20 protein-coding genes are annotated in these 24,435 nt (G+C 36.4%); 8 read left to right on the top strand and 12 right to left on the bottom strand.

What is annotated here, in order from left to right; translation table 11 throughout:
- The first annotated feature begins 5 nt into the window (after window positions 1-5).
- The 3 genes from ahcY (at window position 6) to ACXAGS_RS02925 (ending at window position 4,644) form a co-directional block, all read left to right on the top strand.
- Window positions 6-1,322, top strand: a complete 1,317-nt coding sequence (ahcY, locus tag ACXAGS_RS02935; RefSeq protein WP_474904375.1) for an adenosylhomocysteinase — start codon at window positions 6-8, stop codon at window positions 1,320-1,322.
- A 79-nt stretch (window positions 1,323-1,401) separates the two neighbouring features.
- Entirely contained in the window at window positions 1,402-2,505 is a 1,104-nt protein-coding gene (locus ACXAGS_RS02930; protein ID WP_474904373.1) for an SDR family oxidoreductase, read from the top strand.
- A gap of 204 nt (window positions 2,506-2,709) precedes the next feature.
- Window positions 2,710-4,644, top strand: a complete 1,935-nt coding sequence (locus tag ACXAGS_RS02925) for a vanadium-dependent haloperoxidase (protein WP_474904372.1) — start codon at window positions 2,710-2,712, stop codon at window positions 4,642-4,644.
- 85 nt (window positions 4,645-4,729) lie between these two features.
- Here ACXAGS_RS02925 and ACXAGS_RS02920 read toward each other — a convergent pair whose 3' ends face one another.
- From ACXAGS_RS02920 to ACXAGS_RS02895, 6 genes are all read right to left on the bottom strand, one after another.
- Complete coding sequence (locus tag ACXAGS_RS02920; RefSeq protein ID WP_474904371.1) at window positions 4,730-5,743, bottom strand: phytase; 1,014 nt, start codon at window positions 5,741-5,743, stop codon at window positions 4,730-4,732.
- Between the two features lie 84 nt (window positions 5,744-5,827).
- Window positions 5,828-8,713: a TonB-dependent receptor gene (locus ACXAGS_RS02915; protein ID WP_474904369.1), complete on the bottom strand. Its 2,886-nt coding sequence runs from the start codon at window positions 8,711-8,713 to the stop codon at window positions 5,828-5,830.
- 168 nt (window positions 8,714-8,881) lie between these two features.
- A complete protein-coding gene (locus ACXAGS_RS02910; protein ID WP_474904368.1) occupies window positions 8,882-10,423 on the bottom strand; it encodes a tetratricopeptide repeat protein in 1,542 nt (513 codons plus the stop codon).
- A gap of 145 nt (window positions 10,424-10,568) precedes the next feature.
- A complete protein-coding gene (gene rpmA / locus ACXAGS_RS02905; protein WP_474904367.1) occupies window positions 10,569-10,829 on the bottom strand; it encodes a 50S ribosomal protein L27 in 261 nt (86 codons plus the stop codon).
- A gap of 42 nt (window positions 10,830-10,871) precedes the next feature.
- The gene (gene rplU, locus ACXAGS_RS02900) at window positions 10,872-11,522 is read right to left on the bottom strand and encodes a 50S ribosomal protein L21 (protein ID WP_474904365.1); all 651 of its coding nucleotides are present in this window, start codon (window positions 11,520-11,522) and stop codon (window positions 10,872-10,874) included.
- 106 nt (window positions 11,523-11,628) lie between these two features.
- Window positions 11,629-12,075, bottom strand: a complete 447-nt coding sequence (locus ACXAGS_RS02895; protein ID WP_474904364.1) for a DUF4199 domain-containing protein — start codon at window positions 12,073-12,075, stop codon at window positions 11,629-11,631.
- A gap of 144 nt (window positions 12,076-12,219) precedes the next feature.
- Between ACXAGS_RS02895 and ACXAGS_RS02890 the strand changes: the two genes are divergently transcribed.
- Together ACXAGS_RS02890 and ACXAGS_RS02885 are read left to right on the top strand one after the other, a co-directional pair.
- The gene (locus ACXAGS_RS02890) at window positions 12,220-13,542 is read left to right on the top strand and encodes a M16 family metallopeptidase (protein WP_474904363.1); all 1,323 of its coding nucleotides are present in this window, start codon (window positions 12,220-12,222) and stop codon (window positions 13,540-13,542) included.
- A 9-nt stretch (window positions 13,543-13,551) separates the two neighbouring features.
- Window positions 13,552-15,624: a M16 family metallopeptidase gene (locus ACXAGS_RS02885; protein ID WP_474904361.1), complete on the top strand. Its 2,073-nt coding sequence runs from the start codon at window positions 13,552-13,554 to the stop codon at window positions 15,622-15,624.
- A gap of 46 nt (window positions 15,625-15,670) precedes the next feature.
- Here ACXAGS_RS02885 and ACXAGS_RS02880 read toward each other — a convergent pair whose 3' ends face one another.
- A complete protein-coding gene (locus ACXAGS_RS02880) occupies window positions 15,671-17,776 on the bottom strand; it encodes a TonB-dependent receptor domain-containing protein (RefSeq protein ID WP_474904360.1) in 2,106 nt (701 codons plus the stop codon).
- 60 nt (window positions 17,777-17,836) lie between these two features.
- Window positions 17,837-18,136: a hypothetical protein gene (locus ACXAGS_RS02875; protein WP_474904358.1), complete on the bottom strand. Its 300-nt coding sequence runs from the start codon at window positions 18,134-18,136 to the stop codon at window positions 17,837-17,839.
- A 223-nt stretch (window positions 18,137-18,359) separates the two neighbouring features.
- Between ACXAGS_RS02875 and ACXAGS_RS02870 the strand changes: the two genes are divergently transcribed.
- Window positions 18,360-18,779 carry a hypothetical protein gene (locus ACXAGS_RS02870; RefSeq protein ID WP_474904357.1) on the top strand — a complete coding sequence of 140 codons (420 nt, stop codon included), beginning with the start codon at window positions 18,360-18,362 and terminating at the stop codon, window positions 18,777-18,779.
- Window position 18,780: 1 nt separating this feature from the next.
- Here the strand turns inward: ACXAGS_RS02870 and gldD are convergent, their stop codons facing one another.
- The 4 genes from gldD to mutY are packed head-to-tail and all read right to left on the bottom strand — an operon-like array spanning window position 18,781 to window position 22,192.
- The gene (gene gldD / locus ACXAGS_RS02865; protein WP_474904356.1) at window positions 18,781-19,332 is read right to left on the bottom strand and encodes a gliding motility lipoprotein GldD; all 552 of its coding nucleotides are present in this window, start codon (window positions 19,330-19,332) and stop codon (window positions 18,781-18,783) included.
- Entirely contained in the window at window positions 19,322-20,656 is a 1,335-nt protein-coding gene (locus ACXAGS_RS02860) for a gliding motility-associated protein GldE (protein WP_474904355.1), read from the bottom strand. The genes gldD and ACXAGS_RS02860 overlap by 11 nt, the downstream gene beginning before the upstream one ends.
- Before the next feature lie 19 nt (window positions 20,657-20,675).
- A complete protein-coding gene (locus ACXAGS_RS02855) occupies window positions 20,676-21,146 on the bottom strand; it encodes a single-stranded DNA-binding protein (RefSeq protein WP_474904354.1) in 471 nt (156 codons plus the stop codon).
- A 14-nt stretch (window positions 21,147-21,160) separates the two neighbouring features.
- Complete coding sequence (mutY, locus tag ACXAGS_RS02850; RefSeq protein WP_474904353.1) at window positions 21,161-22,192, bottom strand: A/G-specific adenine glycosylase; 1,032 nt, start codon at window positions 22,190-22,192, stop codon at window positions 21,161-21,163.
- Between the two features lie 119 nt (window positions 22,193-22,311).
- Here mutY and ACXAGS_RS02845 point away from each other — a divergent pair, with 119 nt between their 5' ends.
- Window positions 22,312-22,602 (top strand): HU family DNA-binding protein, encoded by a 291-nt coding sequence (locus tag ACXAGS_RS02845; RefSeq protein ID WP_010516435.1) that lies wholly within the window; start codon window positions 22,312-22,314, stop codon window positions 22,600-22,602.
- Window positions 22,603-22,859: 257 nt separating this feature from the next.
- Window positions 22,860-24,407, top strand: coding sequence for an Rne/Rng family ribonuclease (locus ACXAGS_RS02840; RefSeq protein WP_474904350.1), 1,548 nt, complete (start codon window positions 22,860-22,862; stop codon window positions 24,405-24,407).
- Window positions 24,408-24,435: the final 28 nt, after the last annotated feature.

Raw genomic sequence — 24,435 nt, 5'->3', positions numbered from 1 at the left:
ATAGTATGAGCACAAAAACAATTGCTTACGTTCCTTTTAAGGTGAAGGATATTGCCCTTGCCGATTGGGGTAGAAAAGAGATAGAATTAGCGGAAGCAGAGATGCCCGGTTTAATGGCTTTAAGGGAAGAATATAAAGAAGAACAACCCTTAAAAGGTGCACGTATTGCTGGTTGTTTGCACATGACCATACAAACCGCTGTACTAATTGAAACCCTAGTTGCCCTTGGTGCAGATGTTACTTGGAGTTCTTGTAACATATTTTCTACCCAAGACCATGCCGCCGCCGCTATTGCTGCTGCTGGTATTCCGGTTTATGCCTGGAAGGGAATGAGCGAAGAAGAATTTGACTGGTGTATTGAGCAAACCTTATTCTTTGGAGAGGATAGACAGCCCTTAAATATGATTTTAGATGATGGTGGCGATCTTACCAATATGGTTTTGGATAAATACCCAGAATTAGCTGCTGGTGTTAAAGGCTTATCAGAAGAAACCACTACAGGGGTACACCGTTTGTACGAGCGTGTAAAAAACGGAACGCTACCTATGCCAGCTATAAATGTAAACGATTCTGTAACTAAATCTAAGTTTGATAACAAATACGGTTGTAAAGAAAGTGCTGTAGATGCCATCCGTAGAGCTACAGATACCATGTTGGCCGGTAAACGCGTAACCGTTTGTGGTTATGGCGATGTAGGGAAGGGTACCGCTGCTTCTTTTCGTGGTGCAGGCGCTATTGTTACCGTTACAGAGATAGACCCAATTTGTGCGCTACAAGCTTGTATGGATGGTTACGAAGTAAAAAAATTAGAAACCGTTGTTGGCAATTCTGATATTGTAATCACTACTACTGGTAATAAAGACATTGTAAGAGGGGAACATTTTGAAGCCATGAAAGACAAGGCTATTGTTTGCAATATTGGCCATTTTGACAATGAAATAGACATGGCTTGGTTAAATAACAATTTTGGCAACACCAAGGACGAAATTAAGCCACAAGTAGATAAATACACCGTTAACGGTAAAGACATTATTGTATTAGCAGAAGGTAGATTGGTAAACCTTGGATGTGCCACGGGACACCCAAGTTTTGTAATGAGTAATAGTTTTACTAACCAAACTTTAGCACAAATAGAGCTTTGGAAAAATAGCGAAAACTACAATAATGAGGTTTATATGTTACCAAAACATTTAGATGAAAAGGTTGCAGAATTACACTTATCTAGATTGGGTGCAGAGTTAACTACTTTAAAAGAAGATCAAGCGGCTTACATTGGCGTTACCGTAGAAGGTCCTTTTAAACCAGAATATTACAGGTATTAATTTTTACCTTTGTTAGTATAAATTTTATAAACCCTTGCAAAAGCAGGGGTTTGTTTTTTTAAGAGAACAATAGCTTAGTATGCATATTATTTTAACTGGAGCAACAGGAACTTTAGGCTCGCAACTGCTATTTAGGTTGTTAGAAGAAAGATTTAATGAACTAAATAGTATTTGGCTATTGGTACGCAACAAAAAGTCTACCAATGCCACTGATAGAATATTAAATATGCTCACTAGCCCAATGGCTCCAAAATTTGTTGCACAGAACTTAACAGCTATTCAGGATAAGTTAAAGGTAATAGAAGCTAGTGAAGCACTACAACCAGAACACTTTTTGGATTTGAGCCAGCGTTATTATATGGTGCATTCTGCCGGGTTTGTTAACCTATCTGTAAATCCAAAGGACGAGGCCCAAATTTTTGAAGAGAACCTAAGCTTTACCAAACAGTTATTTACTGCTTTTAAACCATATTTAAAAAAGTTTGTTTACATCAGTACCGCCTTTGCTGCAGGTAAACAAGAGGGGGTTATTAGTAATGATTATCTAAATAAAACCAATACGAAATATAGAAACTACTACGAAGCTTCTAAACATGCCGCAGAAAAATATGTAGCCCGGCAATGTGGCGCCAACGGTATTCGACTTCAAATTTTAAGGCCTAGCGTGCTAGGTGGTAACGCTTTGGAGAAACCCAGCTTTTTTATCTCTAAATACATGGTGTTCTATTTGTTTGCTAAATTCTTCCAAAACAATGTAGACCAAGGTAGCGTGCGTATACAAGCTGGTAATGATAGTAACCTAAATATTGTCCCCACCGATTATGCCGCCAAAGTAATTTGTAAAGTAATAGACCAACCGGTAGAACAGCTCAATATTGTTAACCCTACAGGCACCAATATTTTCGCTGGAATATCAAAAATTTTAGATGCTGTTAATTTTAAAAATTACCAACTCACCCAAGAAATTATTGATGGTGTTGGTGGGTTTGAAACCGCTTTGGAAAAATTCTATTACGAAACCATTGGCATTCACCTAACCCCATATCTAACAGGAAAACCCCAAAATTGGGATACTCAGTTACTAGAATCTATTTTACCCTTACCTAATATCAACCCAGAAGACTATTTAAAAGCGAATATAGAATACGCCATTAGTCAAAAGTTTAGAAATCAACGGTGGTAATCTATTGCCTATGCTACTTTTTGTACCAATAGCAACAAACACGATTCGTTGTAATCTATTGATTACATACTAGTTACACACTAACAACAACTCTTTACACAATTTAAGAGCAATAGATTCTTACCTATAATTTACTTTGCAACAAATCCTCCGCTCATAGTTCCCCGCTAATAATCCCGCTTATTAACTTTAAAATATATTACTATGAGCAAACGTAGAGAAGGAGCTTCCAATGCAAGAAATCTAGCCTCCAGTACCGCTAAAAACAGAATTCACCCATACCATTATAGCAATGGTGACGAACACAAGTTTAGAAGAAAAAAGATTAAAACTGAAGACCCTCACGAAAACAAGGCCTCTTATCTAATGAATTTTACCAAAGGGTTGCCGCATTGCGAAACTACAGGGCTAGTAGATAATCCAGACCATTTTCAATTATTGATAAGGGGAATAGATAGTGGAGACTTTAGAGATTTTAGGGATACTCCGCTAGGCCACGTAAAAAACAGCTTGGGAGAACATTATTGTAATCATGATTTCAAATGGAAATCGGACAAGGCAAATAATGGAAAAAACGGCAAAGCCGTTTCCGTAAGAGCCTGGGAAAGTCAAAGTGCTGGGTTATCCTATGATTTAGAAGGTCCAGATGCCCAAGCCGTAACGATGCCTCCCCATCCAGAATTAGGTTCAGCCGAATTAGACGCTGAAATGGCCGAAGTATATGCACAAGCACTTTTAAGAGACATCCCTTTTAATGCATTTACAGTTGGGGTAATGGGGATAGGTAGTGGCAAAACAAAAGAAGATATTTCTACCAACACTACCTTAGATGCCCTAGATACTCAAAAAAGCCACGTAGAACAAATTAAGGAATATACAGATTGTCTAAATACCTTAGCTTGGTTTAACCCATCCATGGACCTTAAGCTAAACCAACAGCAAGCACAGCGCAGGAGAAATTTTATACAAACCCCTGCAACGGCATTTAGAGGTATAACCTGTGGCGATGATGTTGGCCCTTATATTTCGCAATTTCTATTAGCAGGAAACACCGGATTGCATGGGCAGAACTCGCCTTCCAAAGGACTATTACAATATGGATCTATCGAGATTGACCAACGCGTTGCCATCGCAGAACCGGGAAAAGATTTTTTAACAGATTGGGACGAGTGGCTAGATGCGCAAAATGGAGCTGATTTTAGAGGTTTTGAAGATTACCTGACCAGTCCGTTAAAAAGATTTATACACACCCCAAGGGATCTGGCAACCTATGTGCACCATGATGCCCTTTACGAAGCCTATTTAAATGCCTGCTTAATGCTCTTGTCCAAAGGTGTTCCTTTTGATCCCGGTATTCCTTTTCAAGAAGCAGACAATAGAGACCATCAACAAGGCTTTGCCCATTTTGGGGGGCCGCATATTTTATCTTTAGTTACAGAAGTTGCCACAAGAGCGTTAAAAGCGGTTCGTTTTCAAAAATACAACGTACATAGAAGGTGCAGGCCAGAGGTTTTGGCTGCAAGGTTACACAAATTGGACAACTTAAAACATACCGCTCCTGAACTGGAGAAAATGTTTAACAACCTAGAATGTATTTTAAATAAGGTTGAAACTAAAAATGGCGCAAACAACTACCTATTGCCAATGGCTTTTTGCGAGGGTTCTCCTATGCACCCTGCTTATGGAGCAGGTCATGCCACAGTTGCAGGTGCATGCGTCACCATTTTAAAGGCCTTCTTTGATCATAAACATCATTTAAGTATTGTACCCGAAGATTTAGAAGATTTACAACAAGAAACCAAGGACTTACTTAAAAAGTTAAAACCAGACGGAGATTATTGCGCTTCTAATCTAGCATATGTTTCTACTAAAAATGGACAGAAACTGGACATAGTTCCCGTTTTAGATAATGAATGTAACCTTACCCATCTAACGGTAGAAGGAGAACTTAACAAATTAGCTTCTAATATTGCAATAGGCAGAGATTGGGCAGGCGTGCACTACTTTACAGATTATTATGAATCTATTTTGATGGGTGAACAAATTGCCATTGGTATCCTTGAAGAACAAAAACTAACCTACACGGAAAATTTTTCTATGACACTTTGCAAGTTTGATGGCACAACCATTAGAATATAAGATTTTCTTTATGCTCTTATTTATATATAAAATAAAAGCCCCAAACATTAATTGTTTGGGGCTTTTATTAGTATTAAACCAACAGCTATTTTAAAAGTCTGTCCAAATCATAAAAATAAAAATCCTTAGCATCGTTCATTGCCACAAACAGACCACTTTTAAAAGTATTGTTTAGTGGTACGGTAACCACATCACAACCATCTGTTTCTGTAGTTGTTAAATTCACTGCTTTAACAAAAGTATTGTCCGTTCTAGAGAATATATTGAATTCACCTTGTTGTTGGTTAGAAACTATGATATATCCCTCCCCGTTAGGGTATGTCGCAATAGCAATACCTTCTATATCTTCTAAAAAGTGTTCGCCTCCAAAGCATGATATTTCTTTATTCCCCATATCGGGCTCTGCATAGTATTTACGTATGCATACGCCTTCGTCCGAAAAATAAACCAATCCATTTTCATCATCTACCGCAATGGCTTCTATTTCTTTTTCACCACTAAATGCCCCAAACTTACGCACCAACTCCATGGTTACCTCACTACCTGAAGATACTAATTTATATTGATACAAATAATCTGTTTTTGGACCTGACTTACGGCCTACAATTGCATAAACCGTACTATCCTTAGGAGATTTATAAATAGCAATACCCATGGGTAAATTATGTTCTACCCCAGTAGCATCTTCAAAGACTTTAAAACCACCATTATCCAAAGGTTTCATATCCGGAACACTAAACAAGCGTACCTGCTGCCTTTCCCTTTCGGTAAACATGATAATATCTGTCTGGGTAGAATCTGTTAACTTAAAACCATATTCCAAGTCTACGTTATTAGGTCTTTTTATACCTGTGATAGATTTTTCTTTGATGATTTTACCTGCTAGATCAAAGGCATAAACTCCACCGTTGGTTTTCTTATCCGTACCAAATACAATACTATTGGCCGGATTTTCTGGATTAACCCAAATTGCAGGATCATCCGTATCGTTAATTGTTTTTTCAGTAATAATATCTGGAGCAATAGCTGGTAATGAACTTTTTGTTTGGCAGCTCAATACGGTCATAATCATGACCATGCCCAATATGCTTTTTTTCATCTTTTTTACTTCTAACTTTGATAAAAACTGCCGCCCATTTACGGCACGGCAGTTTTAAAAATATACACTACCTACGTGCTTCTTTTATTTCTTGAACAAATCGTACTTAATACCAAAGGTGCATCTTAAGCTGTAGTATTCTGCTTGCATGGTACGGTTACTAACACCTTGGTAATAGCGTAATGGTTGATTTGTAATATTATTTAAATCTGCGTAAACCCTAAGATTTTGGTTTATGGCGTAACTAGCATTAAAATCTAGGAAAAACTGTTTGTCATAATACCTATCTTCAAAAGCATTACCCCCAATTTCATCTATATAAGCATCTGAAAAGTTTGCCGATAAACGAGCGCTAAATTTTTTATCTGAATATCCTAAAGATCCGTTGAACATGTTTGGCGCGGTATTAGGCAAATCCAAATCATCTCTTTCATCTCCGTCTTCATTTCTTATACCATCTGCACTAGATGTTAAATAGGTATAATTTAAATAGAGGCTCATGTTTCTTAAAAAACCTGGCAAGAAATCTAATTGACGTTGTAAGGAAACTTCTGCCCCAAAAATAGATGCATCATCTCCGTTTAAAGGTTGGTATACTTCGTATCCCTCTGTTCCTGGCCCGTAAATATCTGTAGTAGTTTCGGTTTGATACGTATAGATAAAATCATTTATTTTCTTATAGAACAATCCGCCAGATAAAATACCTACACTTTGAAAATAATGCTCTGCCATTAAATCAAAATTCATTGATTTGGTAGGATTTAAATCCGGGTTACCCAAATATATTTCATCATCCTCGTTTACGTACTCTGCACGGGGTATTAAATCTACATAGTTTGGCCTTGCCAAAGTATTGGTCCATGCAAAGCGTAGTACCGTACTACGAGAAACATCATATTTAAAATGGATGCCAGGTAAAATATTAGTGTAAGAATTATTTTCTGCTACTGCTTCTATTTCAATGGCCTCTTCTATTCCGGCATCTTCATCTTCCTCAATATAATTTACACGATTACCTTTAGATTCTAACTTGGTGTTTTCTAAACGTACACCTGCCAGAATACTAAAATTGTCGGCTAATTTTTGATTAAACATAACATAAGCGGCAAATACATCTTCGTTTACATCAAAATTACCTGGCGCATATTCTTCGGGTTTATCTTCACCATCTGTTAGATTTAAGCTACCCAACCATTCTTCTGTTGCAAACAACCCAGCAGCATATTGGCTACCCGCTAAGAAATCTGGGTCGGTAATATCTCTTGTTGGTACCACATCTAGGGTAGGAAAATCATCCTCAAAATCGTATTCAAAATAGTTGTTATCCCTGTTTTTTGATTTAAATCTACCTCTAGCCCCAAATTTTATACTACCATCACCTTTACCAAAGAAATCTGCAGGTAGTTCAAAATTGGCAAAAAAGTTTATGTCCTCTTCTTCTGTATATTGATTTTCGTTGCTTATTTCTCCATATTCAAAATTAGCCGGGGCCGTGTCTGCAGCATTTACAGGAGTAAACACTGGAAACTCAGAATCTGTACCATTATTAATTACATACTCAGATTCAAATTCTGCATAACGCTCGTCTAAACGCTCTTCTGAAGCTTTGGCGTAAGAGGCCATCCAATCCATTTTTAAGCTTCCAAATAAATGATCTCCACCCAAGCTATAATTTTGCATACGCTGGTCTTCCAATCTCCTATTTTTATTTCGGCTATTGTTTACACCCCCTTTGGATTGCCTTTTAGCCTCTACCGGAAAACGTGTAGGATAACCATTGGTTATGGTAAAATCATCTGTACCAATATCTTCACCATCCAAAATCTCGTGTTCTAAACGAAAACGGTTCTCTCTATCATCTCGCCAATTATACATAGACTTTAGGTAGATGTTATTGTTCGCGTTTATTTGATAGTCCAAATTTGCCGCAAAACTTCTGCGCACCCGTTGTACCAAATAGGTTCTATTTTCAAAAACATTAGGATAAGGATTTACATCTACTTCTTCTAAAATATCCTCTCCTTCTACATCCTGTACGCCCGTGTTGTACTCAAATTCATCTGTCCATTCTGCCTCAATATTGTCAGAACCAAAATCATTATCATTAATAGTTGCAGAAACCATCCAGCCAAACTTGCCGTCTTGGCTACGATTACCAACCAACACAGAACCGTTCCAAATGGGTTTGTCCGTAATAAAGTTTACACCGGAACCAGCTGTTGCAGACAACCTAAAACCTTGTGGAGCTGTTCTTGTAATTAAATTAACAGAACCACCCATTGCATCTGCGTCCATATCTGGCGTTACCGCTTTGTTTACTTCAATGGTCTGAATCATATCAGAAGGAATTAAATCCATCTGTACGTTACGGTTATCACCCTCTGCAGAAGGTATACGACTACCGTTTAAGGTAACTGAGTTTAATTGTGGCGATAAACCACGTACAATGATATTTCTTGCCTCGCCTTGGTCTACCTGCATGGTTATACCAGGAATACGTTTAACGGCGTCCCCAATATTTGCATCTGGGAACTTACCAATTTGGTCTGTAGAAACCACATTGGTAATGTTTAAATTGTTCTTTTGGGCATTAAGCGCTTTGGCCGTACCTCCAAGCCCGTATGCCGTTACCTGTACCTCATCTAATTCCATGTTTTTAGGATTTAGCGAAAGGCTAATTGTAGACGTTTCTTCTGCAGTAACAACAATCTCCTGAGAAGCATCATTATATCCCAAAAAGGAAACCTTTAAGGTATACGTTGCGGGCGGAACGTTTACTAAGGTAAATTTTCCGTCAAAGTCTGAAATTGCACCTTTTTGGGTACCTTCTAAAAATACCGAAGCCCCTGGTACGTAAATTCCGTTTTCATCTGTAATAACCCCTTTGATGTTACCCGTTTGCGCCATACCCCAGGCAACAAAAAAGAACATTATAAGCGTTACATAATAGTGTTTTGATAGTGTGGTCATTCTAGTTTACTTAAAGTATTTGATTTCTAGCAAAACTAGATATATAAAGGGCTTAGCATGTTAATTGAAAAATAACAATATGTAAATCACTGCCCAAAATACCGTAAACAACAAGGCAACAATTACCATTTTTTAACATTAGGCTTACAAACCAAAAACATTAAAGACTTAGTACTGCAATAAATGATGGATTAAATCTTGTTCTGGTGCTATAGGCAGTTTTTTTCTTAATCTATATCTGGCTACTCGAATACTATCTGGAGTAACTCTTAAAATGGTGGCTATTTCTTTTGAAGATAAATTTAAACGCACCAACATAGCCAACCGTAACTCTGCTGCACTTAGTTTTGAAGATGCCTTTTTAATTAATTCTGAGGTAAAACCAGGATGAATATCATTAAAATAAATCTGAAATTGATTCCACTCCTCCTCTTGTTTTAAATTAAAATCAATCTCACTTACCAACTCTTTTAATTTGGCTGAAGCATTGATATTTTTACGTTCAGAAATATGGTTTAATTTAGTAGAAACATTAGCTAAAATTTTATTTTTCTGAGAAAGGTGTAAGCTATATCTGGACAACGCCATAGCCTTAAGTTTTATTTCTTTTTGCATACTCTCTTCTTCTGCAATCTTTTTGTCCAATTCTGCCTTTAACATACGCTGCTTGTATTGTACTAATTCCGCATTTTGTCTACGTTTCTTATTCCAATAAACTACAAACCCAGCAACAATAAAAACTATTGCAATTAAAAGCACGGCAAAGACCGCTTGTTTTGCTCGCACTAGCTTATTCTCTTGTTTTAAACTAGTAATCTCGGCTTCTTTCGTATTGGCCTCGTGCAAGGATTGCAAGGCATTAATTTGTTCGGTATTTTGAGCATAGAAGATTTTTGCGTTCAAAGAATCCGAAGCATTTAAATGTTGGTATGCCTGCTTATAATTCCCCAATTCGTTATACGCTAGTGCTAAATCTTTGTGGGCGCTTTCTATCTGGTGTTTATCATTTATACGTTTTGCAAGTTCTAATGCTTTAGTGGTAAATGGCAACGCCTCTTGGATTGCGCCACTTTTTCTGTAAGCATCTGCAAGGTTGTTTAAAATATTTGCTTCTAGAGCCCAATTATTTTTAGGTATGGAGATTAATGCCTTTTTAAAATAGTTTTTAGCTTCTTTAAACAAGCCCATATCTTCATATACACTACCAATACTTTCCAATGCCTTGGCTGTTGCCAGCTTGTTGTTGTGCGCTTTAGCAAGTTCCAAAGCGGCCATTTGTTCTTTTAAAGCCAAAGATAGTTGACCCATTTTTTCATGGCACGTACCAATAAGTATTCTTACGTTAACTTCATTAGGGGTACCTTCTGTACTTTTTAATGTCTGCTTCAAAGAATTTAATGCAAAATTGTAGTTGCGTAAGGCCAAATGCGCTTCACCAATTTTAAATTTCAATAATGTGGTAGTTGTATTTTGATCAGCCTGTTCTAAGGAAAATTGCAAAGCTTTTTGATAATTGAGAATAGCTTCGTTATAAACACCAGCTTTATATAAATAGTCTCCTAACTGAAGGTAGTAGGAATAAGATGTTTTTTCTTCTTTGGATTCAAAATCCGGAAATTGGAGTTTAGTTTTAGGCGCTACTTGCGCTTGACCAACCACAGTTTGCCCAATTGCAAGAATTAAAAGAAAAGTGATGGTAATTGATTTCACTTTGAAGCAGTTTGAAAATGAATACAAACTTGTGAAACTATGCTATTGAAATAAATCTAACGTTAGTTTAAGGTTAGGTATAAATTAAAAAAGCCCTTTACGAATTACTTCGTAAGGGCTCTATATACTATAAGTTGAGTATTAATTAAGCTTCAAAAGGCTCAATAGAAACAAAAGACTTACCTCCTGCTTTTTTCTCAAACTTTACTAAACCATCTACTTTTGCGTGCAATGTATGATCTTTACCAAGATATACATTATCACCAGCATTGTGTTTTGTTCCACGTTGGCGAACAATGATGTTACCAGCTATTGCAGCTTGGCCACCAAAAATCTTTACGCCTAATCGTTTCGATTCTGATTCTCTACCGTTCTTAGAACTACCTACACCTTTTTTGTGTGCCATGTTTTCTAGGTTTTGTCTTTACTATTATTTGTAGCGGTAAGCTTATGCTTTACCACCGTCTAATTCATCTTGCCATTTCTTAAGCTCGTCCCACTTACCTTCGGCAGCAAGTTCTGCTTGTTTTGGCCAAGTATCCGTTACGTGGTTACCACGTACATCTGCAATGATTTCTGCAATCTTAGCTGCATCTGTCTTTGCTAATTCAGCAAAAGTAGTAATACCAGCCTCGTTCAATGTCTGAGCGATTTTTGGTCCAATACCTTCAACTTTTTTCAAATCGTCTCCCTTAGAAGATTTTGCTTTTGCCGGAGCAGCTTTTGGCGCTTCTTCTTTTTTAGGAGCGGCTTCCTTCTTTTTAGCGGGAGCAGCTTTTTTAGCACCACTAGTTAAAATGTTCTCAACAACAATCTCTGTAAGATATTGTCTGTGACCATTTTTCTTACGGTACCCTTTTCTTCTTTTCTTTTTAAAGACAATTACTTTATCGCCTTTTAGATGTTTTACAACTTTAGCTTCTACAGCTGCACCATCTATGACTGGGGCGCCAACAGTAACCGTACCTGCGTCGTCCAACAAAAGAACACGGTCAAAAGTAACCTTCTCACCTTCTTCTGTTTGCAAACGGTGTACGTACACTTTTTGGTCTTTCGCAACTTTAAATTGCTGCCCTGCCATCTCTACGATTGCGTACATAATCAAATATTTTATAAATAGATTAATTGGCTATTTTCTTAAATAGCGGGTGCAAATATACTGCTAATTCCTTAATCTACAACCCTTGCGGTAGATTTTTAATAGTTTATTTATGGGTATTGTTGGTGGTTTTGTACAACTGCATAAAAGCTAGGGTTAAAACCACAGTGGTAGCCATGCCCATAATGGCTACCGTGAAAAACACAATTGCCTTAAAATTACCATAGTCCTTAGCCCAAACATCTGAAAGTTTTTCTAGAAAAACCGTATTTAGTTCGGTTGAGTAAAAAGCAAAAAATAAAGTAAACAAAAGAGTGGCCACGAAACCTGTAATTAATCCAGATTTAAATCCATCTCCATAACTAAAGTTATTGCCTTCTCTAATTTTAATGTATTTGATGGTTTCATGTATTCCAAAACCAGTAATTACACCATTAAAAAGGCTGTAAAATATATTAGTGTGTTTGCCCAATAAAGACAAAATTAAAAAATAGGCGATTAAAACTGCAGCTGTAACCAAGCCAAATCTTATAGGTAACGTTCTAATGCTCATGTATTTAGTTTTCTTCTTAAGATACAGAATAAAATGATGCAACACCAACTTTTAAAAAAATCTAATAGGTAAACAGTTTATAAGTTGTAACAAATAGACCGTATATTAGACAAACCTTACGGTTAATCAATTAAACTATAGAAAATGAAGAAATTCTCACTAACGGCTTTGGCATCTATAGCCATGGCTTTAAGTGTGCAAGCTCAAGAAGTTACGTTTGAAGAGTATGATCTAGACAACGGACTACACGTAATCTTGCACCAAGACAACAGTGCCCCTGTGGTAACAACATCTGTAATGTACCATGTAGGTGGTAAAGACCGCACAGAGGGCAGAACCGGATTTGCCCATTTTTTTGAACATTTATTGTTTGAAGGCACCAAGAACATAGAAAGAGGTAAATGGTTTCAAATTGTATCTTCTAATGGAGGAAAGAATAATGCAAATACCTCTCAAGATAGAACCTACTACTACGAGGTTTTCCCTTCTAATAATTTAGAGTTAGGGTTATGGTTAGAATCGGAGCGCATGCTACACCCAGTTATAGACCAAACCGGTATAGATACCCAAAAAGAAGTTGTTAAGGAAGAAAAGCGCCTGCGTTATGACAATTCACCTTATGGATCTTTTTTAATGGTCTTAGGTAAGAATTTATTTGAAAAGCACCCGTACAAAGACCCTAATATTGGCTATATGGAAGATTTGGATGCGGGAACTTTAGAAGACGTAGTTGCTTATAATGAAAAATACTATGTACCAAATAACGCTGTTCTAGTAGTTGCTGGCGACATTGAAATAAACGAGACCAAGAAAATGATTAAAGATTATTTTGGTCCTATACCAAAAGGTGCCGCTGTTGTACGTAATTACCCTTTAGAAGACCCAATTACGGAACAAAAGGTTGCAACCGCTTATGATGCCAATATTCAAATTCCTGCCACTGGTACCGCATACCGCATACCTGGGTTTAAAGAAAGAGACGCCTATGTTTTGGACATGATTTCTACCTATTTAAGTGATGGAAAGAGTTCTAAACTTTACAAGAAACTAGTAGACGAAGAAAAAAAGGCCATTCAAGTGGGCGCTTTTAACATTCCGCAAGAAGATTATGGCATGTATTTGGTTTTTGCCTTACCAGTAGGTGAAACATCCTTAGAAAGTTTACAGTTTGGAATAGAAGAAGAAGTTTCCAAGGTTAGAAACGAATTAATCTCAGAGAACGACTACCAGAAACTTCAAAATAAATTTGAAAACAACTTTGTAAATTCCAACTCTAGTGTAGAGGGTATAGCAAGTTCACTTGCCACCAATTATTTATTATACGGAGACACTAGTCTTATCAATAAAGAGATAGACATTTATCGCTCTATAACCAGAGAAGAAATTAAAGAAGTGGCTAATAAATATTTAAAGCCAAACCAAAGTGTACTTATCAACTATTTACCTGGAGAAAAAACAGAATTCTAAGAAAAAGACATGAAAAACATTATAACACTATTGGCCTTGGTTTTCTTTACGGCAACCATGACCGCTCAAATAGACAGGAGCAAACAACCCGAAGCAGGACCCGCTCCCAAAATAAACCTATCCGAACCAAATACCTTTCAATTAAAAAACGGATTAAAGGTGATGGTGGTAGAAAACCATAAATTACCCCGTGTTCGCATTCAATTAGACATTGACAACCCTCCTATTGCAGAAGGTGATAAAGCTGGCGTATCTAGCTTATTGTCCAGCCTATTGGGTAATGGTACCAAAAATATTTCTAAAGATGCCTACAACGAGGAAGTTGACTTTTTAGGTGCACGTATCGCTTTTGGATCCCAAAGTGCCTTTGCCAGTTCTTTGTCCAAGTATTTTCCAAGGATTGTAGCGCTAATGGCAGATGCAGCCATTAATCCAAATTTTACACAGGAAGAGTTTGAAAAGGAAAAAGCTAAAATATTTACCGGGCTAAAATCTGCCGAAAAGGATGCCTCTACCATTGCTGCTAATGTACAGGCCGCGCTGGCTTATGGTAAAGGACATCCATATGGCGAAATGACCACCGAGGAGACCGTTAACAACGTTACCCTTGCAGATGTAGAAGAATTTTACCGCTCTTACTTTGTTCCTGCAAATGCATATTTAATTGTGGTTGGGGATATTGATTTCAAAGAAGCTAAAAAATTAATCACAGAAGCTTTTACACCTTGGACTAAGGCAGTACCACCCTCTTTTAGTTATTCTGAACCTAAAGACGTTCAGTACACCCAAATAAACTTTGTAGATGTACCTAACGCCGTACAATCTCAAGTAGTTGTAGAAAATTTGGTAGACCTAAAAAAGAAGGATAACGACTACCTGGCCGCATTAATTGCCAACCAAATTCTTGGTGGTGGTGGCGAAGGTAGATTATTCTTAAACCTACGTGAAGATAAAGGATACACCTACGGGTCTTATTCGTCTTTAGGAAGTAATAAAAATTCCAAATCTAGATTTATTGCAGAAGCACAAGTAAGAAACCAAGTTACGGATAGCTCTGTTGTGGAAATTCTAAAAGAAATAGAACGTATACGCAAAGAACCCATTACAAAAGAAGAGTTAGAAAACACCAAGGCAAAATATGCCGGAAGGTTTGTAATGGCATTAGAAAATCCAGAAACCGTTGCAAATTACGCTCTTAACATAGAAAAAGAAGGTTTACCCAAAGACTTTTATGAAACCTATTTAGAGCGCATTAACGCCATTACAATAGAAGAAGTGCAAGCCGCGGCAAATAAATATTTCTCTACGGATAATGCCCGTATAGTTGTGGTAGGCAAAGGAAGTGATGTTCTAGAAAATCTAGAAAAAGTTAGCTTTAATGGAAAAACTGTACCGGTTAGGTATTTTGATAAAAATGCCAATAAAGTAGAGAAACCAAATTATGAAGTTGCCATACCTGAAGGTATGGATGCCAATACAATTATAGAAAAATACATTGCCGCTATTGGTGGTAAGCAAGCTTTAGAAAACGTAGCGTCCTATGCCTTGGTAGCAGAAGCAGAAATGCAAGGCATGAAGTTGGAGTTAGAAATGAAAAAAACCGCTAACAACCAATTTATGCAAGATGTAAAAGTTATGGGCAACTCCATGAATAAACAAGTGCTAGATGGTAATAAAGGATATATGACCATGCAAGGTCAACGCAAAGACCTTACCGAAGATGAGATTAATAAAATTAAAGAAGAATCTGCGCCGTTTCCAGAATTAAATTACTTGGCAGCAGGCGGTTTAACTTTAGAAGGCGTAGAAGTAGTAAATGGTAAAAAAGCCTACAAAGTTAAAGTAACGGATAATAAAATCGTTTACTATGATCTAGAAACCGGATTAAAAATTCAAGAAGTTAATGTTCAAGAAATGCAGGGACAGCAAATAACCCAAACACTTACTTTGGATGATTACAAAGATGTTTCTGGAGTTAAATTTCCCTTTAAGATGAGCCAATCTATGGGCCCACAACAAGTCGACTTTATCGTAAAAGAAATTAAAGTGAACGAAGGAGTTACTCCAGCAGATTTTGAATAATCTGTTCTTAACAAATAAGAAGGCCGGTTTTCACCGGCCTTCTTTATTAAAATGAATATTGAACAAATACAGATAAATTTCTTCCTGGGTCATTAATAGGCACCCTACCAAAATTAGCCTGATTGGTAAAAGAAAAGTTTAAGTGGTTATTATAGGCTACATCAAATAAATTTAAGGCAGCTACGCCAACATCAAAATGTTTAAAAGGCCGGCCACCTAATCTTAAATTTATCAAACCATAACCATCGGTAACACCTTCTCCAAAAGATGGTGCTATTTTATCTTGTTCAGATACTAGCACATAACTAGCTTTTGTCCAAAATTTTTCTTTTTCAAACGCTAAATGAAGCCTTGTAGTTAAGGGCGGAGTTAACGGAAGGGATTCATTCAAGTCTTGGTTTTTAGTATATACATAGGCCATTTCAGCAGTAACATTAAGATTGGTTAAAAAATCTACTCCTGTACTCAACTCAAAACCAGTTTTATAAGCGTTATCAATATTTACAAATCGCTTAACCGCAGTTGGTTCAGCAGCTGGCATATATTTCTTAGCTAGTGATTCGTCTATTAAAGGTGCTATATAATTAGTATAATCAGCATAATACGTTGATGCACTATAACTCCATTTATCAAGAAAAGCGCCCTCGAAAACCGAATATCCTTTCAAACCCAATTCAAATTGATGATTTACCTCTGCTTTTAAATTAGGATTTCCAACATGTTCAAACGGGTCCTGCCCAACGGTAAAATGATTGATAAAACGCTCAATCATGTTAGCAGACCTTACACCTCTACCAAAAGCCAATTCAACCATAAGGTTTTCATTGGCTGCATATTTTAAAGTAGTTGTACCACTGAAATTGTGTTCAATTCTTGAATCTAAATCTGGATAATAGGCTAAAAAATCGTCAGCTGGGTCGTTGCTTTTGGCATTTACCAAATCATAACGCGCTCCAACTTTTAACAATAAAAAATTGGATAGGGAAATATCGGTTTCTGCAAAGACACCATAATCTGTTATTCTAGAATCTTGCCATATTTTATCAGTAAACTCCATAGGATTAGCCAAATTTTGACCCATCATATTTTGTTTCATTATACGATCCCTGAAACCATCTCTAGAAATATGCAATGCATCAAACCCTGTATATAGTTCATGATTGCCAAGAAAATTCCACACTAATTCAAGTTTACCGCCTAAAGTTGTTGCATCTACCGCTGATTCGGCCGCCACTCTAGAGATAGAAGGCCGTAAGGTATTTGTCATTAAATGATCTACGTAAGAATAATATGCTTTGGCATTAATTTCTTGTATTTTTTTTGAAGATACTTCATACTTATAATCTACAGACGCAATTGAGCTGTTATCCTCCTCAGTATCCATAGGTAAACCTGCATGCAATACATCTCTACCAAAAGATTGTCTAAACCCTAATTGCAATCGTTGATTATTGAAATTATAACCTAATTGTACTCCATAATCTGTACTTTTAAAAGAGGCCGGTATTTCATTACCATCGCCATCTTCATAATTTCCAAAATCTCGATATCCAAAATTTATGGCAGCATTAAAATTATCTTTAGCATAATCTATGTTAGCCATTGTAGTAATCGAATTACCGTTGCTCTCGTCACCAAAACTTAGTTTTCCATGATATCCCTGTTTTTCAGTTGTGTTTTTTTGAGTAACCAAATTCAAAATACCTCCAAAAGTTGCTCCGTATCTTACTGAGTAAGGCCCCTTTATCACCTCTATTTTTTGAACTTCTTCTGGAACCACATGAGTAGTGATGGGGTCCATACGATTAGGGCAGGCGTGCATTACTTTTGTGCCTCCATTAAATTGAATATTTAATTGCTCATATTGCGCACCTCTTAAGGAAGGGTCTATGGCATAATTACCTCTTTTAATTAGTGCAAAACCGTTAACATCTTCAAACAAGTCTGCTACATTTTTTGGCTGTACTACTCTTTTAGCATTTTGAGTATTTACAAAACTAGCAGCAGGATTTGTTTTCTTGTCAGCATTTAAAATAACTTCATTAAGATATATAGTTTTAGTTGTGGTGGTATCTTTTTTTTGTTCTTGACCTACAAAAACATTTATACCCAATAAGGTGGTAACGCAAAAAGCGCCTAATTGAAATTTCATTTCGTTACAAATTATAAGATTTAAGTATAGAATTTTGGCGAATAGCCTTGTATATAAATCTTACAGCTGTGGTGGTTGACCTAAAACTTTAATTAAATGAAATTTATAAAAGTTGTATTTAAAAATAGAAGCCTTATTGCTAGAAAAATGGAAATTAAAAATTACGTGATCAGCTAAGTATATAAAAAAGTCTATTTTTTCCCATCCAATTTGTGGTAATGGCTCTTGATTATTGTCTACATCTGCCTGCAACATTTGTGCTAAAACACATTTACCGTCACAATTTAGTTCTGGGCGATTTTTATTCTCACACAGACGCTCAATAAAATCTTCCTTTGCTATACCGTAATACAAATACATGCTCGAGAACCGAAGATTACTGAGCAGTATTATGGAAATAAAAATAGAAACAATGAAACGGATGCCCATGAAGATGCCACATTTATGTAAAAGTAATTGGCCTGTCCGTCATTTTTTGTGACTAAAGTCACCTTTCTATATTAAATGGAGGCATTTTAAGTCCAATTCAACAAAAATTAGAATACGTATTTTTGTCCTAATTAATTCGCTAAATCTTTTGACCATGAAAAAAATAGCACTCCTATTTATAAGCCTTATTTTTTTTGCCTGTAACGAAAAAAAGCAAGAAACAAAAACAGATACTACACAAATGCAAACCGTAATGGCCATCCATGATGAGGTAATGCCTAAAATGGGTAAACTTGGTAATTTGGTAGGGCAGTTAAAAGAAAAAGTGGACACTACCGAGCAAGGTTTGGTATACCAAGAAGCGATGAGCGATTTGCAAGATGCAAATATGGCCATGATGGATTGGATGAAAGGTTTTGGTGATCGCTTTGATTCTGATGAAATCTTGAACGGCAAAGAACTAAGCCCTCAAAAACAGGAATGGCTTTACGAAGAGGAGGTAAAAGTTAAGGAGCTTAAAGAGCAAATAAACTCTAGTATTGCAAGAGCAGAAGCACTTTTGGAACAAGAATAACTTATTTCCATTTTAAAGACTCCATTACCCTTCTAATATCTTGCTGTAAATAGATTGCCGCCGGATAAATAGAATCATAATTGGGTTTTGCATAAAAATATAGCGATCCTGTTAAAAAATGATTGGTGCTGTCCGTTACATAAAATTGGGATTGCGAAGCGGCGTTTCCGGTAACTTCATAAAACATACCATAAACTCCATCTTCTGGATTTAGGAAAGGTTGCTCTACTATGTTATCCGCTTTAACCACATGCTCATAAGATAAGCGTTGCGCATCTGTTAGCAACTGGTTTAAATTTCCATTTATGGGTTTGTACGTTAAGTATAAAGAGCCTTTCATCATAGGGTAATCCAAAACCAGACCGCTTTGTTTTTCTTGTTTTATCGAAGCAATATCATTTTTTAAAAACTCAAATTTTTGGGCATTAAAAGTGCTATAATTCCCCTTTGGATATTGCAAACGCAACATTGCCTTGGGTTTTGGCATTACTTCCTCTTTACAAGAAACTAAGACTACCATCACAGAAAATATGATCAGAATTCTACTTTTCATTTGGTAAGTTTACCTTTATTTGTTTTAGCCTTTTAATATCTAGACTCTCAACAGTAAATTTATATCCATTAAATTGAACGCTTTCTCCTTTTCTTGGAAAGCCCCCTGAAATCTCCAACACAAAACCAGCTATGGTTTCAGATTCCCCTTTATTCTGTTCAAACTGTTCTTCTTGCTCATCGGTAGTTTTTACTACACGGTAAAAATCCTTTAGATTGGTTTTACCCTCAAAAACAAAAGTATAATCGTCCAGTTTAGAAAAGATTAAATCCTCGTCATCAAACTCATCACTGATATCGCCAACAATTTCTTCTATAATATCCTCTAAGGTAACAATACCAGAAGTTCCTCCATATTCATCTACAACAACAGCCAAATGTTTCTTTTGTTCCTGAAACTCCAACAACAAATCGTCTAGCTTTTTATTTTCGGGAACAAAGTAAGGCTCTCGAATTAGAGACATCCAATTAAAATTCTTTCTATCTAAATAAGGTAAAAGGTCTTTTACATATAGTACCCCACAAACATTATCCATATGCTCCTCAAAAACGGGTATTCTAGAATAACCGTTCTTCATAATCTCTTCTAAAACTTCTGGAAACTTCATTTCTGCATTTAAAGCAAAAATGTCTATTCTAGGTCTCATTACTTGCTTGGTATCCGTATTCCCAAAATTTACGATGCCCTCTAAAATTTTTTGTTCCTCCTTTGTGGTGTCTCCTTCCTGTGTTAGTTCTAAGGCTTGGGATAAATGGTCTACACTAAAACTAGATTTTTGCTTGCCCAATTTGTCTTGCAAAAAAATAGTAGCCGATCTCATGGGCATACTAAATGGTGTAAACAAGGTATCTAACAGTTTTACTGGTCTTGACATAAAATGAGAAAACTGTACTTTGTTTCGATTGGCGTAAATTTTAGGAAGAATCTCTCCAAACATTAAAATTAAAAAAGTAGCTAAAACCACTTCTAGAATAAACCGTACGGATACAAAACCCAATAGTAATTGGTTCATAGCAGCAAAAAGAGTGTCGCCAATTACGCTAAATAGCAATACAATACCAATATTGATAGCATTATTAGCAATAAGTATGGTTGCCAATAATTTTTTAGGCTTGGCAAGTAGTTTAACAATTAACTTGCCTTTTGCGGTATTCTGTTCTTCTATTGCGTTTAATTCTGTGGCAGATAAACCAAAAAGCGCCACCTCTGCACCGGAAATCATTGCTGAGCATAATAACAAAACAAAAAGAACAATTACCTGAACAATGAAAACACCATTGTAGGTTGCAGCTAAAGCTATTAAACAACAGGGTTCTGGGTCCAATTATATAAATTTAGGTCTATTAAAACGGTAAATCGTCTTCTTCATTTTCTTGAAGCGGAGTTTTTTGTTCTGGCATTGCATAACCTTGATTATTACCTCCGCTAGAAGCTGTTGCTTTACTTTGGTTAGTGCCACCTTGAGACCCACTTTCATTTTTATTGGTCAAAAAAGTAAAATCTTGTACATGTACTTCCGTAGCGTACCTGGTATTACCATCTTCTCCTTGCCATTGTCTGTTTTTAAGACGCCCCTCCACATACACCTTGTCGCCCTTTTTTAGGTATTTTTCGCAAACTTCTGCCGCTTTGTTTCTTACAACAATATTGTGCCAGTCCGTATTGGTTACTCGTTCTCCGGTAGTTCTATTGGTATACGTTTCATTTGTAGCCAACGGAAACCTTCCAATACATCCGCCACCTTCAAAATAATGTACTTTAACTTCGTCTCCTAAATGCCCTATTAGCATTACTTTGTTTAATGTTCCGCTCATAATCGTCAAAAATACTAAAATTTAAAGCGCTCCATGAATTGTGCAATCAAAACTGGAACAGGAAATTTCCTTGCCTCTTCTAAAGATATCGCCGTATCTGCTAAATTGGTCTTTTCTATAATCCAAAACCGTGTAATTAGATGTTGATGGGATAATTTATGAACCACCGCATCAGGGTTGTAAAGATGAATCTTTTCTGTTTTTCCAAACTGACCCAATACATATTTTTCAACCTCTTCTAAAGTTATTTCTTTTTTGCTTTCCAATAACGGAAATTGATACAAGTTTTGCCAAATACCCCTACCTGTTCTTTGCTCCATTAATGTGTTTTTCTTTTGATCTAAAAACACCAAGTAATTAAAGTATCTAAGCTTTACTTTTCCCTTTTTGATTTTTACGGGTAGTTGAGAAATTTTATTTTCTTCCACAGCCTTACAACTATCTTTTAAAGGACATATTGAACAATCTGGGTTTCTGGGCGCACACTGTATGGCCCCAAATTCCATAATACCTTGGTTGTAATCCCTTAATTCTGTCTTAGGGAGTAAACTTATGGCCAGTTCCTTAAAATATTTCTTTCCTTCGGTCTCATTTATAGGCAACGCAATACCAAAATAGCGTGCCAGCACCCTAAAAACGTTACCATCCAAGACCGCTTCTTTTTGCCCAAAAGAGATAGATGCTATTGCACTGGCCGTATAATCACCTACACCTTTTAATTGTAATAGTTTCTTATACGTATTAGGAAATTTACCATTATAATGTTGCACAACATGTTTAGCGGTAGCATGCATGTTTCTGGCCCTAGAATAATAACCCAAACCCTGCCAAAGCTTTAAAATTTCTTCTTCATCTGCTTTTGCCATGTCAAAAACAGTAGGGTAATGCCTTATAAATTTTTCATAATAAGGTATCCCTTGAGCTACTCTTGTCTGTTGTAGCATAATTTCTGAGAGCCAAATTTTGTAAGGGTCAATGGTAGTTCGCCAAGGCAAATCCCGCTTGTTTTCTTGGTACCAGCGCAATATTTTTTGAGAAAAATTCATGTAGGAAAATACTAACTAAAGGTTGAAACAGTTTATATACTTAAATTTTAGGGCGTTATATAAAACATTTATATATTTGCAAGCCAATTTAAAAAACCTATTAATAATTATAACGGAAAATGACGAAAGCGGATATTGTTTCTAAAATCTCAGAGAAGCTGGGTATTGAGAAAGGTGATGTACAAGCGACTGTAGAGTCGTTTATGGAAGAGGTTAAAACATCCTTGGAGAATGGTGATAATGTTTACCTTAGAGGTTTTGGAAGTTTCATTATCAAAACTAGAGCCGAGAAAACCGGAAGAAATATTTCAAAAAATACGACGATTAAAATTCCTGCACACAACATACCAGCATTTAAACCTGCTAAAGTGTTTGTAGAGGGAGTTAAGAGTAATGTTCAAGTTAAGTAATAATATAAAAGCAACGCTGTATGCCGAGTGGTAAAAAAAGAAAAAGACATAAGGTGGCAACGCACAAAAGAAAAAAGCGTAGAAGAGCCAACCGACACAAGAAAAAGTAGTCGATAGACTACTTTTTTCTTTTTAAAAGAATACGTTCATTGACATTACGGGTCCAACAATAATTTGAATTTCGATTAGCTAATCGACAAACATAATTGTTTAATCATCTATACCCTTTAATAGGGCGTAGGTACAAATTTAAAAAGGTGAATAGAGAATTAATCGTAAGATCTAGTTCTGACGCCGTAGATTTTGCCTTACTTAAAGATGGAAAACTTACCGAGCTACATAAAGAAGAGGATAACAACAGTTTTTCTGTTGGCGATATATTTCTAGCCAAAATCAGAAAACCTGTAACCGGTTTAAACGCCGCCTTTGTAAATGTAGGGTACGAGAAAGACGCATTTCTGCACTACCACGATCTTGGCCCACAACTTTCTACTATGTTAAAGTTTGTGAAACAAGCCAGAAGCGGTAGGCTAAAAGATTTTTCTCTAAAGAATTTTCCGTTTGAAAAAGACATTGATAAAAACGGCACCATCAACGATGTTGTCAAGGCCAACCAATCTATCCTGGTACAAATTGTAAAAGAACCAATTTCTACCAAAGGACCAAGAATAAGCTCAGAATTATCTATTGCTGGGCGTTATTTAGTTATGGTCCCATTTTCAGAACGCGTATCTGTATCCCAAAAAATTGAAAGTAGGGAAGAAAAAGAGCGCCTAAAAAGATTGGTAACCAGTATTAAACCAAAAGGTTTCGGAGTAATTATACGCACCGTTGCCAAGGGCAAGAAAGTCGCGGAATTAGATAAAGACCTTCAAAATTTGCTGAATAAATGGACAGCAATGTGCAAAACCTTGCATAAAGCCAACCATCCATCTAAAGTACTAATAGAACTCAATAGAGCTTCTTCTATACTTAGGGATGTATTTAACGATACCTTTACCGGTATACATGTTGATGATGAAGAGCTTCATGACAATATCAAGGATTATTTGCACGAAATAGCTCCTGACAAGGAATCCATTGTAAAATTATATTCCGGTTCTGCTCCAATATTTGAAAAATTTGGAATAGAACGACAAATTAAAACTTCGTTTGGACGTACCGCATCCATGAGTCGTGGTGCTTATTTGGTAATTGAGCATACCGAAGCATTACACGTAATAGACGTAAATAGTGGCAATAGATCTAATAAAGCCAAAAATCAAGAAGACACTGCATTAGAAGTGAATTTATTGGCTGCTACAGAAATTGCAAGACAACTACGTTTAAGAGATATGGGCGGTATTATTGTCGTAGACTTTATTGATATGACCAAAGGTGAACATAGAAGAAAACTTTTTGATCACCTAAGAGATGAAATGAAAGACGACAGGGCAAAACACAAAATTTTACCTCCGAGTAAATTTGGTCTGGTACAAATTACTAGACAACGTGTGCGTCCAGAAATGAATATTAAAACTAGTGAAGCTAACCCTAGTGGCAATGGCCAAGAGGTAGAAGCTCCTATAGTTTTGATAGAAAAGATTAACGCTCACCTAGAACGCATCTTAAAAGGTGCGGCCAAGGATAAAAGTATTACCCTTAATATACATCCTTTTATTGCGGCTTACCTAACCAAAGGTTTCCCTTCTATACGTTCTAAATGGTTTTTAGAACATAAGAAATGGGTAAAAATTCAGCCCAGGGATGCATACACATACTTAGAATATCGTTTTAAGGATAAGGAAGGGAAAACTCTTAATTAAAAAAAGCGACTCCATTTGTTTGGAGTCG

This window comes from Croceivirga sp. ABH4_376, from assembly GCF_056160685.1.
This window is presented reverse-complemented; position numbering and strand designations above follow the sequence as displayed.